General features: G+C 34.1%; 16 protein-coding genes. 12 read left to right on the top strand and 4 right to left on the bottom strand.

Annotation, left to right across the window (positions count from 1 at the left end; translation table 11 throughout):
- The 10 genes from MJQ71_RS01520 (at position 1) to coaE (ending at position 8,899) form a co-directional block, all read left to right on the top strand.
- A complete protein-coding gene (locus MJQ71_RS01520) occupies positions 1–555 on the top strand; it encodes a YceI family protein (protein WP_238803951.1) in 555 nt (184 codons plus the stop codon).
- On the top strand, positions 552–1,061 hold the full coding sequence (locus MJQ71_RS01515; protein WP_238803950.1) for a hypothetical protein: 510 nt from the start codon (positions 552–554) through the stop codon (positions 1,059–1,061). The genes MJQ71_RS01520 and MJQ71_RS01515 overlap by 4 nt, the downstream gene beginning before the upstream one ends.
- A 36-nt stretch (positions 1,062–1,097) precedes the next feature.
- A complete protein-coding gene (locus MJQ71_RS01510) occupies positions 1,098–1,826 on the top strand; it encodes an NRDE family protein (RefSeq protein WP_238803949.1) in 729 nt (242 codons plus the stop codon).
- Between the two features lie 53 nt (positions 1,827–1,879).
- Positions 1,880–2,968 carry a type III polyketide synthase gene (locus MJQ71_RS01505; RefSeq protein WP_238803948.1) on the top strand — a complete coding sequence of 363 codons (1,089 nt, stop codon included), beginning with the start codon at positions 1,880–1,882 and terminating at the stop codon, positions 2,966–2,968.
- Positions 2,965–3,678, top strand: a complete 714-nt coding sequence (locus MJQ71_RS01500) for a methyltransferase domain-containing protein (protein ID WP_238803947.1) — start codon at positions 2,965–2,967, stop codon at positions 3,676–3,678. The genes MJQ71_RS01505 and MJQ71_RS01500 overlap by 4 nt, the downstream gene beginning before the upstream one ends.
- Before the next feature lie 86 nt (positions 3,679–3,764).
- Positions 3,765–4,460: a DUF3291 domain-containing protein gene (locus MJQ71_RS01495; protein ID WP_238803946.1), complete on the top strand. Its 696-nt coding sequence runs from the start codon at positions 3,765–3,767 to the stop codon at positions 4,458–4,460.
- A 246-nt stretch (positions 4,461–4,706) separates the two neighbouring features.
- Positions 4,707–6,785 (top strand): T9SS type B sorting domain-containing protein, encoded by a 2,079-nt coding sequence (locus tag MJQ71_RS01490; protein WP_238803945.1) that lies wholly within the window; start codon positions 4,707–4,709, stop codon positions 6,783–6,785.
- A 131-nt stretch (positions 6,786–6,916) separates the two neighbouring features.
- Complete coding sequence (locus MJQ71_RS01485; protein WP_238803944.1) at positions 6,917–7,258, top strand: YbaB/EbfC family nucleoid-associated protein; 342 nt, start codon at positions 6,917–6,919, stop codon at positions 7,256–7,258.
- Between the two features lie 7 nt (positions 7,259–7,265).
- On the top strand, positions 7,266–8,246 hold the full coding sequence (locus MJQ71_RS01480; RefSeq protein WP_238803943.1) for a glycosyltransferase family 2 protein: 981 nt from the start codon (positions 7,266–7,268) through the stop codon (positions 8,244–8,246).
- A gap of 5 nt (positions 8,247–8,251) precedes the next feature.
- Complete coding sequence (coaE, locus tag MJQ71_RS01475) at positions 8,252–8,899, top strand: dephospho-CoA kinase (RefSeq protein WP_238803942.1); 648 nt, start codon at positions 8,252–8,254, stop codon at positions 8,897–8,899.
- Here coaE and MJQ71_RS01470 read toward each other — a convergent pair.
- Positions 8,881–9,528, bottom strand: coding sequence for a TIGR04282 family arsenosugar biosynthesis glycosyltransferase (locus tag MJQ71_RS01470; RefSeq protein WP_238803941.1), 648 nt, complete (start codon positions 9,526–9,528; stop codon positions 8,881–8,883). The genes coaE and MJQ71_RS01470 overlap by 19 nt on opposite strands.
- 203 nt (positions 9,529–9,731) lie before the next feature.
- Here MJQ71_RS01470 and MJQ71_RS01465 point away from each other — a divergent pair, with 203 nt between their 5' ends.
- Together MJQ71_RS01465 and MJQ71_RS01460 are read left to right on the top strand one after the other, a co-directional pair.
- Positions 9,732–10,097, top strand: coding sequence for a Rid family detoxifying hydrolase (locus MJQ71_RS01465; protein WP_238803940.1), 366 nt, complete (start codon positions 9,732–9,734; stop codon positions 10,095–10,097).
- A 210-nt stretch (positions 10,098–10,307) separates the two neighbouring features.
- Positions 10,308–12,509: a fibronectin type III domain-containing protein gene (locus tag MJQ71_RS01460; protein ID WP_238803939.1), complete on the top strand. Its 2,202-nt coding sequence runs from the start codon at positions 10,308–10,310 to the stop codon at positions 12,507–12,509.
- A gap of 110 nt (positions 12,510–12,619) precedes the next feature.
- On the opposite strand, the gene MJQ71_RS01455 is transcribed toward MJQ71_RS01460, so the two are convergent.
- From MJQ71_RS01455 to MJQ71_RS01445, 3 genes are all read right to left on the bottom strand, one after another.
- Entirely contained in the window at positions 12,620–14,239 is a 1,620-nt protein-coding gene (locus MJQ71_RS01455; protein ID WP_238803938.1) for a glycosyltransferase family 39 protein, read from the bottom strand.
- A 3-nt stretch (positions 14,240–14,242) separates the two neighbouring features.
- A complete protein-coding gene (rpe, locus tag MJQ71_RS01450; RefSeq protein WP_238803937.1) occupies positions 14,243–14,908 on the bottom strand; it encodes a ribulose-phosphate 3-epimerase in 666 nt (221 codons plus the stop codon).
- 119 nt (positions 14,909–15,027) lie between these two features.
- Positions 15,028–15,702, bottom strand: coding sequence for a ClpP family protease (locus MJQ71_RS01445; RefSeq protein WP_238803936.1), 675 nt, complete (start codon positions 15,700–15,702; stop codon positions 15,028–15,030).
- Positions 15,703–15,841: the final 139 nt, after the last annotated feature.

Below are 15,841 nucleotides of genomic sequence, written 5' to 3'. Positions count from 1 at the left end.
ATGAACAAAAAAATCATTTTCTATATTTCATTGATAATCAGCATTCTAAATTTTCAAATTAATACTCAAGCACAAATATGGAAGCCAATTACGGCATCAATCACCTTTAAAATTAAACACTCTTTAGGAGCAACAGCCGATGGCTCATTTAAAGGTTTTATTGGTTCATTTGCTTTTGACCCTCAGCATTTAGCATCAGCTTCTATCAAAGCAAGTATTGATGTAAAAACCATAAATACTGGCATTAATTTACGAGATAATACGATGAGAAGTGATGATTATTTCGATGTTGAAAAGTACCCGAAAATTTCAATTGTCTCGACTAAAATTGAAAAATCAAGCAAAGAAACTGAATACAATGGCTATTTTAATCTAACCATTAAAAATATTACTAAAGCAATAAAAATCCCGTTCACCTTTACGCAAAACGATAATAATCAAGGTATTTTTAAAAGTTCTTTTGCCATTAACCGAATCGAATTTGGCATCGGAGAAAAAAGTGCATTACTCGGCGACGTCGCAACAATAAACATTACAATCAATACACAGCAATGAAAAGTGTCATTTTTACAGAAGTTGTGAAGCAACTATCTAATTTGCTCAAGCAACTCAAACCTAATGATTATTCAAAATCTCTTGACGTACTCAACGGAAGTAGTATTGGTCAGCATACGCGTCACATAGTTGAATTTTATCAATGTTTACTCAAAGGAATATTAGGTGGTATTGTTGATTATGATGCCCGCGAACGAAATTTAATGCTCGAAAATGATTTGAACTACACACTTTCAATCTTGAAATTGATTGAGACTCAAATTGAAAATATCAAAAACCTGAACGAGCCATTGTTGCTTTCTGTTAACTATAACTCTGACAGTCAGCATTTTATAGAAACAAATTTCATACGTGAAATGGTTTATTTAGTCGAGCATTCTATTCATCATTACGCCTTGATACGCATTGGGTTACAGGAAAATTTTGATAAAATTGATATACCGAAAAATTTTGGTGTAGCGTATTCAACCGTAAAGCATCGTCAAGAAATGGTCGTTGAAATTTAAAATACATTTTCATCACTAATAATAATTTATCTAAAAATGTGCGTATTAACATATATCCCAACTGGGAAAAACGGTTATTATTTCACTTCTAATCGTGATGAAAGTGTGGTACGAGAAGCGGCAATTCCACCGAGAAAATATGAAATAAATGGTAGATACATCTTCTTTCCAAAAGATCCCGTTAGCAGCGGAACATGGATTGGCGGATGCAATCAATTTACGCTGTGCTTACTCAACGGCGGTTTAGAAAAACATATTTCTGCACCACCTTATCGACATAGTAGAGGACAAGTAATTTTAGATTTTTATCAATTTCTAAACGTTGAATCTTTCATTCATAACTATACCTTTAATGGTATTGAACCGTTCACATTAGTTATAATTGACCGTGAAAACACATTATCAATCAATGAGTTACGTTGGACTGGCTCAAAGATTCATCACCAAGAAATCGATGCAAACAAGCCCAAAATTTGGTCTTCTGTAACGCTTTATACACCAGAAATAATTCGAGAACGAGAACAATGGTTTAGCGATTTTCTTACCAAAAACCCTAATTGTAATGAGGAAGCAATCCTAAAATTTCATCATTTCGGTGGAAAAGGAGATACTAGAAATGACATTAGAATGAATCGAGAAAACAAATTGAAAACATTAAGTGTTACTCAATTTAGCCTTGATGACGAAAACTTCGTTGTTCGCTATCAAGACCTCCAAAAAGATAAAAACTTCGTATATAGAGTTTTTATGGAGTGTTTTTCGTAACTTCCATTATGAGCCTGTTTAATCAAGCTTAATAATTTACCGTAATTTTTTGCATGTCAAAAATCATAGCCATAGGTACTGCTAATCCACCTTTTTGTCATCAGCAAACTGACATCATGCACTTTATGCTTGAAGCCAACAACCCTGATGAAAAGACAAAAAAACTATTACCAATTTTATACCACCGAAGTGGTATTGATACCCGTTATTCTGTTTTTCCAGATTTCTCTTTACCACCTGAGCAATGGAATTTTTTCGGTAATCATTCTTCAATTCCTACACTTGAAAAAAGAATGGCTCTTTATAATGAAGCAGCCACCAATTTATCAATCGAAGCTATTAATAATTGCCTTCAAAATACTGATATTAAAGAAATTACACATCTAATAACAGTTACCTGCACAGGTATTTCGGCACCAGGAATAGATATTTTTTTGGTTCAGAAACTAGGACTTTCGCCAAATATTGTGCGTACTTCAATCAACTTTATGGGTTGCTATGCGGCTATTCACGCACTCAAAATTGCTGATGCATTTTGTCGAGCTGATGCTTCTGCGAAGGTTTTAGTCGTTTGTACGGAATTATGTACGCTGCATTTCCAACAATCAAACGATGTTGATGCAGTTTTATCTTCCACACTTTTTGCTGATGGGTCGGCTGCTTGTTTGATTTCTTCTGAAAAAAATGTAAAAGGCTTGGAAATCAAGCAATTTTATTCGCAACTTGCCCTAAGTGGACAAGCTGATATGGCTTGGCAACTTTCGAGTACAGGTTTTTTGATGACGCTTTCCAATCATGTTCCTAAGTTGATTAAACAAGAAATCAAGCAATTATTAGATAATTCCCTACAAAAACTTAATCTTTCAGCAGAAAATATCACGGATTGGGCAATTCATCCTGGTGGAAAAAATATTTTAGAAGCGGTTGAAACTTCTCTTGATTTGAATCGAAATAATTTGTCAAAATCTTACGAAGTTTTAAAAAAGTATGGAAATATGTCATCGCCAACTATTTTATTTGTGATAAAAGAAATGATGAACGAAATTTTCGCAACTGATTTCGACCAATCAAAGCAAAGAAACATATTCGCTGTTGCTTTTGGACCAGGAATCACGATGGAAAGTGTAATTTTAGAAAAATGACATTCAATACTCGCTCATACCAAGCCGAACTTCTTGATAATGAAGATATTCCAACCGAAGATCTTTATCAAAATCTGCATGAATTAGATTTTATTAATCGAACACTTGGCGGACATTCAATTATTTTAGATGGAATTAAATATTTTATTAATTCTAAATTTTCAAGTATTTCTGAAAAAATAAATATATTTGAAATTGGCAGCGGTGGTGGAGATAATCTAAGAGCGATTGATAAATATCTAAGAAAAAAACAAATTACATCGCAGCTAGGCGGCGTCGATTTAAAGGAAGATTGCGTACGGTTTGCAGAAAAATTCAACTCAAAAACGTCAATTATAAAATATCAAATTGCTGATTATCAACTTGCTACATTTCCAGAAGGAAAATCTCACATCATTTTTAATTCATTGTTTTGTCATCATTTTCAAGATGCAGAACTCATAAAAATGCTCCGTTGGATGCACCAAAATGCACAAACTGGCTTCGTAATTGCAGATTTGCACCGACATCCACTCGCCTATTATTCTATTAAATGGCTCACACATTTATTTTCAAAATCATATTTAGTCAAAAATGATGCTCCATTATCTGTTTTAAGAGGTTTCAGCCGAAAGGAATGGGAGATTTTACTAAAAGAAGCAGGCATTGAACAATACAAAATACAATGGAAATGGGCCTTCCGATGGCTGATTTTAGTAGAAACTAAGTAATTATTGAAATAATTATTTAACATTTTGAGCAAAATATCTGTTTATAGATAGGACTGAAGGTATTCATTCTTACTCCCTCAAAAGAAATGCTTGTTTCACTTACCATTGTACGCTACCCAAAATACTTTATTCCGTTTGCATTTATTTCGATGGCGATTCTGCATATTCCTCTTTTTTTTAGAGCAAATCTAAAATTTTGGAAATTATTAGGCTGCGGAAAAAATGGCACGTTTGATATACATCCAGATTATCAACAATGGGGAATGATGGCCGTTTGGGATAAAGAAAGTGATTTCATAAAGTTTCAAAATGACTCATTTGTTTGGTTTTGGTGGCGTTTTTTCACGAAAGAACAGTGGACAATACTTTGCTTACCTTATGAATCTCACGGAAAATGGGATAACAAAGAACCTTTTGGTAATCCGACGCCCGATAAAATGTATAATGGGCCAATTGCAGTTCTGACTCGTGCTACCATTCGATTAACTAAATTAGCGGGATTTTGGAAAAATGTTCCGAAGGTTGCTGCTTCAATGGGAAATGCTCAAGGCTTCATTACTTCAGTTGGAATTGGGGAAATGCCTTTTTTACGGCAAGCCACATTTTCAGTTTGGAATAGTTTAGACGACGTTAAAAAATTTGCTTATCGCCAGCGAGAACACGCTGAAATTATTAAGAAAACACATTCAGAAGGCTGGTATTCAGAAGAATTATTTGCTCGTTTTGTACCGTTTAAAACATTTGGCACAGTGAAAGGAGTCAATCCTTTTCCTTTCAATTAGTCGATAAATTATTGAACAAATATTAAGCCAATTTTTAAATTTAGCTCAAATAAGCTGATAATTAACTGACTATCAACAATATATAAAAAAAATATTATTCCTCCTCCCTTGCATTTCTCGCTACATTTTATAAATTTTACTTAATAATCTATACTTTCCTTTCGTTATAATACTGACTTCCCCTTGTCGGGCATGATTTTTGCTTTTAACCACTGAGTGAGTGAACACATGAAATGATTATATCTTATGTCCCGTATCAGATTTATTTTATTGGGGTTATTAGTTATTTGCATAACTACCCTTTCTTTTGGTCAACCTTCAAAATGCACAAACCCTGGAGGAGGTATTTCTTTAGGAGGAACTTTCAATGTAACCCCTCAGCAAGCTTGTCTTGATTATACAAGTAGTTCATCAACTATATCAGTTTCAGGTGCTGTTGGTAACACTGGAGGGGCATTGACTAATTTAGGTTATATTTTTGATTTCAAAGAAGGTGATGATATTGTATTTCCAACTACAAGTCAAACTACCTGGACTGTTAGCAGCCCAGGCGTTTATTGGATATTACAAGGTGGAAATGAAAATAGTATTGCCTATGTTACTTGTAAAGCCGTAGAAATAATTCAGACAGAAGCACCAGATTTTACTATTAGTCAATGTGGAGCAACTAGCATTACTGTCAAATTTTTGGATACTCCCAAAAACAGAAAACATGGAAAATACAGAATTGTTTGGGGTGATGGCGACCAATCATTTTCAGCACAAGTAACTGTTTGGCCACATGAAATGGCTCATACTTATGCTGCTGCTCCGGCATCCCCTCCTCAAATTGAAGCATTATATACAAGAGGTAGTACAAATTTTGTGGCTTGTACAAGTACAAGCCCTGTTTTTCTGAATGGTTTTAATAGTGAACCACGTATCAGTGAACTCGAAGGACTTAGCGGTGGAACGAGTAGTAAAATCACTATGGTAGATGGTTTGGCAGGAAGTGATTATATTATTGAACAAAAACCTAAAAATGGCAGTTGGGTTGATACTGGCAAAAAAATAAATCGTGCTAATAGTAGTACTTCAGCCAATGAAACGATAACAGGGCTTGACGGTACAAAAGAATATTGCTTCCGATTAAAAACAGTCGATGCTTGTAATAATGTATCAACTTCTAACGAAGTATGCACGATTGTACCAAAGGCCACAATTGTTAGTTCAAAAATTGCTAAACTTAACTGGAACTCTCCTGACCCAAATGTGACTAGATATGCGATTAATTACAGTGAGTCACCAAGTGGAGCAAACCCAAATACAGGAGCTCCAAATACTCCAACCGAAACAAGTTACACATTTGACGCCTTAGATTGTACAAAAAAATATAATTTCGGACTTACTGCATATTTGGGGACAACACCAGCCGACAGGGTTTTAATTAAGTCTCCTTTTGTACTAGTTGACCCTGCAACAACGCCAAAATTTGAACCAAAAGTAATTGCAACTGTTTCGGTTAGTAGTCCTACTTTAATTTCTTTTAATGTTTTTGAGCCAAATGCCAGAGAGGCTAAATATATATTTTACCGTTCGGAAGGTGGTTCTACTAACTTTACAAAAGTAAAGGAAACGACTGAAAACTTTTATAACGACCAAAATGTAGAACCCGAAAAACAGCAATATTGCTATAAAGTAGAATACCAAGACCAATGTGGTAATTCGTCAGAGCCATCCCCTGTTTTTTGTAGTGTATTTTTGACATCAAATCAACCGAATACACTTAATTGGACCCCATTTGTGATTCCGAGTCCTAATACTTCTCCAGTCGAATATTATGTTGAAATAGTTGATGAAAATGGAAATACACAGAGCGTTGACCTTACAACTGATATTACATTGGGTGTAAAAGCACAAATTGATAATATTTTAAACAATCCGAATGCTCTTGGAAAAGCAAAATTCATGATTAAGGCTGTCCAACGAGTACCACTAAATGTCAATGGTAGTATTATATCATGGCCATTTACTTGTAACTCTAATATTTATACCTTCATTACTCCAGCACAGATTTATGTCCCAGTGGCTTTTTCACCGAATGATGATGGCAACAATGATACTTTTTCAGCGAAAGGAAGATTTATTGTTACTTATAATTTAGAAATTTATGACCGCTGGGGAAATGTAATTTTTGAAAGTAACGATATTGATACAGGCTGGAATGGCACAGGAACTGACGGCGTTACACCTGCTCCACCAGGAAATTATGGTTTTAAAATCTTCGGATTAGACCCTGCAGGACAAAAGTTTGAGAAAGTTGGTTCAATCACCTTGGTAAGGTAATTGTGGCAAATTTTTTCCAAAAAATAAAACATTCAATCATATTATTATTATTTATAAAATTACAAAAAGGCAGTCCCGAAAGCGACTGCCTTTTTGTGTATATTTGCACTTCAAACTTAAATCATAAGGATATGAATATGGGAGACCTTTTCGGGATGGCAAGCAAAATGAAAGAAATGCAAACCCGAATGCAAGAAGCACAAGAAAATTTAGTAAAAATAATAGAAACAGGTGAAGCTGGTGCTGGTATGGTAAAAGCAACAGCTAATGGCAAAAAGCAATTGGTAAGCATCGAAATTGATGAAGATTTGATGAAAGCCAGCGACCGTGAAATTTTACAAGACTTAATTGTAGCAGCAACAAATAAGGCCTTAGAAAAAGTAGAAGAAAAAGCCAAAGCAGAGCTGCAAAAATCAACAGAAGGAATGATACCAAATATCCCTGGAATGGATTTGGATAAATTATTTAAGTAAAAAATTCATGACAAAAGTAGCTGTTGTTATTTTAAATTATAATGGGCAAAAATTTCTTGAAACATTTTTGCAGTCGGTCGTTAATTATAGTGAAAATTGTAAGATAATTGTTGCAGATAATGCTTCAACGGATAATTCTATTGTTTTTTTAGCAAACACTTATCCACAAATTAAGCTCGTTCAACTACCTCAGAATGAAGGTTTTGCAGGCGGATATAACAGTGCTTTAAATCAGATTGAAGCAGAATATTATGTTTTGTTAAACTCAGATGTTGAAGTTACTCACAATTGGATTCAGCCAATTATTGATTTGATGGACAGTGATAAAACGATTGCTGCTTGTCAACCAAAGATAAGGAGTTATCATCAAAAAACACATTTTGAATATGCAGGGGCTGCGGGCGGCTACATTGATTGGCTAGGTTATCCATTTTGTAGAGGTAGAGTTTTTGATGCTTACGAAGAAGATTTAGGTCAATATAATGACACGAAAGAAGTTTTTTGGGCAACTGGGGCTTGTATGTTTGTAAGAGCTGAAATATTTCATAAACTTGGTGGTTTCGATGCTCATTTTTTTGCACACATGGAAGAAATTGACTTGTGTTGGCGAATGAAAAATGCAGGAAACAAAGTTTTTTATTGTTCAGATTCAACCGTTTTTCATGTTGGAGGCGGAACTTTACACAAATCAAATCCACGTAAAACCTTTCTTAACTATCGAAATGGCTTAGCGATGCTTTACAAAAACTTACCATCAAATAAGCTATTTATTACCTTATTATTTAGGCTGGTTTTAGATGGCATTTCTGGAATAAAACTATTATTAAGTGGCTCATTATCAGACTTTTTAGCAATTATAAAAGCTCATTTTGCTTTCTATGGTTTAATTCCAAAACTGAAAAGACAGTCTCCCAAAACAGTAAGTCAAATCTATCAAAAAAGCATTGTTTGGGAACATTTTGTAAAAAAAGAAAAACCTAAAATTTGAAAATCATGTCAATAGAAAGTCAGCCAAATCATTTCGTTGAAAACATTGATTTATCGAAAAAACGCGTTAAATGTATTGGCATTACAGGAGGCATAGGTTCGGGAAAAAGTACCATTTGCAAGGTTTTTGAAACTTTTGGTATTCCTGTGTATTATGCTGACGAACGAGCTAAATGGCTTACTAATAACGACTTACAATTAAAAAAAGAAATCAAGGAGCTATTAGGCCGAGAAGCTTACGACGCTCATAATCAGTATAATAGAAAGTGGGTTGCCAAGTTAGTTTTTGACAATCCGCAGCTTTTGCAAATGCTCAATATGCTCATTCATCCACGAGTTTTTGAAGACACCAAACAGTGGGTAAAGGCTCAAAGTAATCAACCCTATCTTTTAAGAGAAGCCGCCTTAACCAAAGCAGCTGGAAATGGGAATGATTTGGATAAAGTTATTGTGGTTTCAGCTCCATTGGATTTACGCATTAATAGAATAAAAAAGCGTGACCCACAACGTACACAAAAAGAAATCGAAGCTATTATTTCTAGGCAAAGATCTGAAGAAGAATTTCAAAAAATAGCTGATTATCAAATCATTAATGATGAAAAACAACTATTAATGCCTCAGATTTTAGCCATTCATCAATCGTTATTAGCTTGATTATCTAATATGGACCTCATTTTCAAAAAATCTTTTTCTTCATCAATGTCAGTTAGTATTGTGAGTTGGGCATATTTCAAATTAAGTACTTCAAAAGAGTGCATCGCCTCCTTATAAACTTCATTGTGACTCCATTGTTTATTTAAAAAAATATTAGTCAAAACCTCATTACTACGCTCTCCAATTTTATTGAAGTTAAAACCAATCAAGTAATATCCGCCATCAAGTGCGGGGCCAATAACTACCTCATTATCAGCAAGTTCATCAAACGCAGTAATTAAAATATCAGTAGTTAATTCCAAGCAATCACTTCCAATAATGAGTGCTTTTTCAAATCCATCATCCAATAATTGAGTAAAGGCATCGGCCATTTTAAATCCAAGGTCTTCAACTGGATTTTGTAACGATTTATGATAAAATTCATTTCTCCAAATATCATTTTCATCAATAAAATCAGAGTAAAACAAAAATTTCTCAACCTTTAATGATGAGGTTATTTTTTGTGTATGATTTAATAAAACTTGATATATTTCCAATGCACGCTCATTACCGACCGTTGCGGCCAAACGAGTTTTGACCTTTCCTAATTGAGGATTTTTTATGAAAATAATGATCCCGTTTTTATTCAAATATTTGTGTTCTGTATGATTCTGCACTTTAAAAATCGTTGTCAATTGCTAATAATTATGCTTTTAAAATTGTTTCTTGTTTGATTTATTCGGATTTTTGTTTTTCAAACATACGAAATAATCAACATTTATGTTTGATATTTTAAATAACAAGTCTTGATAAATATCGCACGAAAATTATTTTTTTACTCTAAAATTCATACATGAAACAAATTATCTTTACCGAAAATGCCCCTGCTCCAATCGGGCCTTATAGTCAAGCCGTTTTAGCAGGAAACACGCTTTATGTATCAGGGCAAATCGCTGCTGAATTGGCAAATAGTAGTGATTTAAAAGCAGAGGCTAAAAAAGTCATGGAAAACCTCGGCAATATACTCTCAGAAGCGGGGATGTCTTACGAAAATATCGTAAAATCAAGTATTTTTCTTAAAAACATGGATGATTTTGCTCTAATTAATGAAGTTTATGGTAGTTTTTTTACTTCATTACCACCCGCTCGAGAAACTGTACAAGTAGCACGATTACCAAAAGATGTCAATGTTGAAATCTCTGTTATTGCAGTTAAGTAATCAAAACAGAATTGTCAAATTGTTTCTATTTAAGGCATTCGGTTTATTGTAAAGTAGTGTATTTTAGGGCTAAATTTGAATTAAACAAATAAAATTTACCGTAAAATAATTTTCATAGGGCAGAATGTGTCTATAATAAATAAAAACATATATATTTACAGAAAACAAAGTTCCCTCCCAATATTAATAACTAAAACTGATAGTTTAGCTATGAGAAAAAATTATTTTTTATCCCTATTTTTGTTGATGACCGCATTTTGGCATGTAGAAGCAACAGATGGAAATAAATCAACAAATCCTGCTCGTGAAGTCGAGACTTTAATGCTAGCAGCACCAGGAAATCCAACCCTTTTAACTGGTTTAGCAGTTGGTGGAAATAGCACAAAAATCAACCTCACTTGGAATGATAACTCTTCAGATGAAACAGAGTTTGAAATTGCTTATTCAACACTTCCAACCGGCTACCAAACAGTTCTTACTGGCTCACCAAATAGTTCTCCAACAGGTAGTTTTCAATTAACAAGTTTATTACCTGGAACCCAGTATTATGTTTGGGTAAGAGCTGTTAAAAATGGTGTAGATGTTCCTTCTTGTGTGTCTGTTCCCAATATGCCAACTAATGCAGCTCCCGTTGGTAAAAGTGTATCTTGCTGGAGCAATCAACTATTGATTTCTACCAATGTTAATACACCTGAATCTCCAACTGGTGCTTATGTAGCTCCAATTTCACAAAGAACAGCTACTTTGAATTGGACTGATAATTCAACCACAGAAACATCATTTGAAATTTTACGTTCTGGAGATGATGGTGTAACATATACAACTATTGCTACAATTCCTGGGATTTCTGGTACAGGAAATCGTACTTATGTTGACAATGGTCTTTTCCCTAATAGCAAATATTCTTACCGTGTTTGGGCTATCAATGGCACAGGTTACAGCACAAGTAATACAACTACCGCTATTTTCCCAACACCGCCAGACCCTCCAGTTGCTCCAAATAGCTTGGGGTCATTTGGGATTGGGTTAAATTCTGTAAGTTTATATTGGATCAATGGAGCTAGTAATGCAGAAGCTTTCGTAATAGAATATTCAGTTGATAATAATAGTTGGGTTGTTGCTGGAACTAATCCTCCTTATGTTACAGGCTTTACTGTTTATAATTTAGAAGAAGGTAGAAAATATTTCTTCCGCGTAAAAGCAACTAATTCGGGTGGTAGTAGTGGATACTCAAACACGGCAGTTTATACAACACTGAAAAGAGTTGCTCCAAATCCTTCATTCAACCTTACTGCACAAACAGTTTCTACTACTCAAATTGATTTAGCATGGAATCTTGGAACACAAGATGGTGTAACAAATAACAGAGTGGCTCAAGAAATTTATCGCTCATCAACTAGTGCTACTGATGGCTTCTCTAGAATTGCAACCATTGGTGATTATGAATCTAGTTATTCTGACAAAACAGGTTTGCCAAAAACAAAGTACTGGTATAAAGTTTTAGCAGCGAACTATCAAGGACAATCTCCTTTTTCAAATGTAGCAAGTGCGACTACTTTAGGGCCACCTTATGCTCCTTCTGATCTAAAAGCAGTACTTGCAAATGATGCTCTTGGAAATACCATTATCAAAGCATCTTGGAAAGATAACTCAGATGATGAATGGGGATTTGCACTTGAAAGGTCTTTAGATAACTCATTTACAAACATCGTAAAAGCAGACTTAATTGAAAATACTGTTGAAGCAACAAGTATTCCTTTCGAGGAAGGTGTGACTTACTTCTTCAGAATTAAAGCTTCAAATATTTACGGTGATTCAAAATACTCAGAAGTTGCACAAATTGAAACAATTGTAACTGCTATTCCAAATGCACCTTATGATTTAAAAGGAACAGCAACATCTGCATCAGTTTCTTTAAAATGGGGTGATGATTCCAATAAAGAAAGTACTTTCGATGTAGAACGCTCAACTGACGGAACAACGTTTGCATCAATCGGAACAACAGGTCGTAATGAAGTAACTTACATTGATAATACAGTTAGTGATAACACTAAATATTACTATAGAGTTAAAGCGACCAACATCAAAGGTGGTTCTGATTATACTAACGTTTTAGCAATTACAACTTTGGCAAAAACTTCGGCAGCTATTCAATTAGCAGATGCTGATATTTTCCAAGTATATCCTAATCCTACTACTGATGGTATTAAGGTTTCGGTTTCTGATAATATGCTAAAAGAGTCAGGCGTCATTATGGTTACTGACAAAATGAATCGAGTAATTTCAAAAACTCTCTTGAATACAACTCAATCAGAATACAACGTTGATTTGAGTAATTATTCAGAAGGAACATATACTATTAGTCTTCGTACAGCAACGCAACAAATTACAAAGCGTGTGTATAAATTCTAATTTCAATATTGGGTAAAACAAAAGAGGCGTTGCAATTGCGACGCCTCTTTTTTATTGGAACTCCCAAGTGAAAATTTTATATAATCTCTTTGTCGATAAGGTTGAAACTTTTAATACCTATATTTTGTATCTTCAAAATCAAAAATTAGCTTCTTATCTCCGTTAACTTTTTTGATGAAAATCTTATTTGTTTCTTTAACATCAACTCTCTGAATTATTTCTGCATCTTTTGGCAAATAAAAATTAGTTAATTGGGCATCAACTACTGAATAACGTGGCATTCCGATTCCTCCTCTTTTCTCAATAACAACAGACGGGTAAAGTACTGTATCACCTTTAGCATATTCTTGTATAATTTTCTGAGCAGAAAAATGATATGGATTGGGTTTTCGTGGTTGTGAAAAACCCATAAAATATCTTGGCGGATTATCATCCCAAATACTAACAATCAACTTATTTATTGCTAAAAACTGAATCCCGAATATAAAATAAATCGGATATTTAATCCAATTTTTTCTTAACCATAAATCCTTAATAATTAGTGAAATAACAATCAAATTAAACCCATAGGAATAAGCCACATATCGGGGCATTATTCTAAATGTATTACCGTCTTGAAAAGCAAATAATACCAACGAAAGAAGCGGTAAAAAAGACAATAAAATAATAAAAAACCTCAGCCGCCTTTGACTCTTATTTTGAATCCGCCATGAACTTTGTATCAATAGTAATAAAGTAGCTATTGACGTGGTAAGAATCAAAACATATGCTTTTTTATGCACAATATATAAAGCAGGATAACCGTCAATAACAATAAACATTGCTGAAATGACGTGTCTAAGTTGCTTTAGAATATTTTTCAAGGTTGCTACATTCAAATATTCATCAGGATGTAACAGAGCCATTTCATTATAAACTTTCACACTATTGGTCACATAATCAACAACCCATTTTCCTCCTTCACAATTAAGCCAAAGTCCAACACCTATTGCGGGAATTAACATAGCTAATCCAAAGCCAACATAAACTCGTTTTTTTCGAAAAAAAATGGTTGCAAAAAGTGCATGAGTCAAAAACAATGGAAATGTAGCAAAATGGCACATTTCACAAGCTAAAACGCAACATCCATAATAAAAGTAATTCCAAAATGGTTTTTCTTTTATCTCTTCACTCATCAATATTTTTAGTAAAAGGTGCGTGGACATCAATGCAAAAAACATATTGATGCTATAATTACGAGCAACTTGTGAATAGGTAATATAAAAGGGGGAAATTGTTGCTAAAAAAACAACTAATAAAGCTAGATTTTCAGAACGAAAATGTTCTTTCACAAAAACATATAATAAACTTATAGTCAATAAGTTAAATAAAAGAGAAAGCATTCTTAAATTACCATCACTTACACCAAAAAGTTGAGTCCAATAATGTAAAAAATAAGTATATAATGCCCCATTACCAGTGTCTAAACGGGCAATTGAATCAAAAAAATCGGGTAGTGATTTTTTTGACCAAAATTCTTTTGGAGTAAAATATTGGTCGCTTGGTTTACGAACAGAATCATGCTGGTTATTACCTTCGTAGGTAACAAATTGACTCACAAACAAAGAATATTTTTCATCGCCTGCTAATCCATGTTCACCAATTTTATAAAATCTCAACCCAAAAGCAATTATCAAAAAACCGAACAAAATCAGTTTCGTATTAGCTTTTATAAACTGTCGAAATTCCATTAATTATATGTTTTTTAATTCTTGGATGGTTTGAATTGGATTTTCCGAGCTAAACACAAAGTTTCCAGCAACAAGCACGTTTGCTCCAGCATCAATCAACTTTTTAGCATTTTTTTGGTTAACACCTCCATCAATTTCTATCAAAGTATTCAATCCTTGCATGTCACACATTTGGCGAGTTTTTTGAACTTTTTGGTAGGTATGTTCGATAAATTTTTGTCCACCAAAACCTGGATTCACTGACATTATCAGAACCATGTCAATATCTTGTATGATGTCTTCAAGAACATTTACTGGTGTGTGTGGATTCAATGCAACACCTGCTTTGCAACCCAAATCTTTAATTTGTTGAATCGTTCGATGCAAGTGTGGACATGCCTCATAATGTACAGTTATCACTTCAGCTCCTAATTTTTTGAACGTTTCCAAATATCTTTCTGGTTGAACAATCATCAAATGCACATCGAGTGGTTTTTGGGCATGACGTTGAATCGCCTCCAAAACTGGCATTCCGAATGATATATTTGGAACAAAAACCCCATCCATGATATCAATATGAAACCAATCGGCTTGAGATACATTGAGCATTTCACAATCTCGTTGAAGATTTGCAAAATCGGCTGCTAAAACTGAAGGAGCAATCATCGCTCCGCTTGAAAGAGAACTCATATTTGTTTATTTTTTGACAAAGTTAAAGCTTTATTAGGCAGGATAAAACAAAAAATGCCTATGTATCAGATACACAGGCATTTTTTACTTTTCTAAATTCAAAAAGACATATTCAAGATTTACTTATCTCTGTATAAAACTTCGTCAATTAAGCCGTAAGTTTTTGCTTCTTCGGCTTTCATCCAATAATCACGGTCTGAATCAGCTTCAATCTGTTCAATCGTTTTTCCTGTATGATTGCCTAAGATTTCATACAATTCGTGACGTAATTTAATGATTTCTTTCACTGTAATTTCCATATCACGTGACTGTCCTTGAGCTCCACCACTTGGTTGATGAATCATCACACGTGCATGTGGCAATGCTGAACGTTTACCAGCTGCTCCTCCTGCCAATAATACAGCACCCATTGACGCTGCTAATGATGTACAAATAGTTGCTACATCTGGACGTACATACTGCATCGTATCGTACATACCTAAACCTGCGTAAACCGAGCCGCCTGGACTGTTAATGTACATTAAAACATCTTTTTTTGCATCAACTGATTCCAAGAAAAGTAATTGAGCAACCACAACATTGGCTACATAATCATCAACACCTGTTCCCAAGAATATAATTCTGTCCATAATCAAACGAGAGAATACGTCGATTGCGGCAAAACGCATCGGACGCTCTTCGATGATATTTGGAGTCATATTCTGAACGTTGTGTTTCATATAATCATCAATTCCTAAACCACTCATGCCGTGATGATGTACGGCGTACTTACGAAATTCTTCTCCAAAATGCATAGTTTTTCAATTAACAGTTATCAATTTTCAATATTCAACGGTTTTATGCCGATTTTTATTGATTTGGTTATTTAGATTTAAAACATAACGTTTACTTTCTAAGTTCAAAATAAGAACTTTCTATAAAGCCACATTGTTC

It is taken from the genome of Emticicia aquatica, assembly GCF_923079645.1.
Classification (GTDB): domain Bacteria; phylum Bacteroidota; class Bacteroidia; order Cytophagales; family Spirosomataceae; genus Emticicia; species Emticicia aquatica.
The sequence above is the reverse complement of the archived record's forward strand: the minus strand, read 5'-3'. Positions and strand labels throughout refer to the sequence as shown.

Bases quoted from the DNA above. Each gene is read 5' to 3' on its own strand.
- MJQ71_RS01490 (WP_238803945.1), top strand. From the start codon at position 4,707: ATGTCCCGTATCAGATTTATTTTATTGGGGTTATTAGTTATTTGCATA.
- MJQ71_RS01515 (WP_238803950.1), top strand. From the start codon at position 552: ATGAAAAGTGTCATTTTTACAGAAGTTGTGAAGCAACTATCTAATTTG.
- MJQ71_RS01485 (WP_238803944.1), top strand. From the start codon at position 6,917: ATGAATATGGGAGACCTTTTCGGGATGGCAAGCAAAATGAAAGAAATG.
- rpe (WP_238803937.1), bottom strand. From the start codon at position 14,908: ATGAGTTCTCTTTCAAGCGGAGCGATGATTGCTCCTTCAGTTTTAGCA.
- MJQ71_RS01520 (WP_238803951.1), top strand. From the start codon at position 1: ATGAACAAAAAAATCATTTTCTATATTTCATTGATAATCAGCATTCTA.
- MJQ71_RS01500 (WP_238803947.1), top strand. From the start codon at position 2,965: ATGACATTCAATACTCGCTCATACCAAGCCGAACTTCTTGATAATGAA.
- MJQ71_RS01455 (WP_238803938.1), bottom strand. From the start codon at position 14,239: ATGGAATTTCGACAGTTTATAAAAGCTAATACGAAACTGATTTTGTTC.
- MJQ71_RS01495 (WP_238803946.1), top strand. From the start codon at position 3,765: ATGCTTGTTTCACTTACCATTGTACGCTACCCAAAATACTTTATTCCG.
- MJQ71_RS01480 (WP_238803943.1), top strand. From the start codon at position 7,266: ATGACAAAAGTAGCTGTTGTTATTTTAAATTATAATGGGCAAAAATTT.
- MJQ71_RS01445 (WP_238803936.1), bottom strand. From the start codon at position 15,702: ATGCATTTTGGAGAAGAATTTCGTAAGTACGCCGTACATCATCACGGC.
- MJQ71_RS01465 (WP_238803940.1), top strand. From the start codon at position 9,732: ATGAAACAAATTATCTTTACCGAAAATGCCCCTGCTCCAATCGGGCCT.
- MJQ71_RS01510 (WP_238803949.1), top strand. From the start codon at position 1,098: ATGTGCGTATTAACATATATCCCAACTGGGAAAAACGGTTATTATTTC.
- MJQ71_RS01505 (WP_238803948.1), top strand. From the start codon at position 1,880: ATGTCAAAAATCATAGCCATAGGTACTGCTAATCCACCTTTTTGTCAT.
- MJQ71_RS01460 (WP_238803939.1), top strand. From the start codon at position 10,308: ATGAGAAAAAATTATTTTTTATCCCTATTTTTGTTGATGACCGCATTT.
- coaE (WP_238803942.1), top strand. From the start codon at position 8,252: ATGTCAATAGAAAGTCAGCCAAATCATTTCGTTGAAAACATTGATTTA.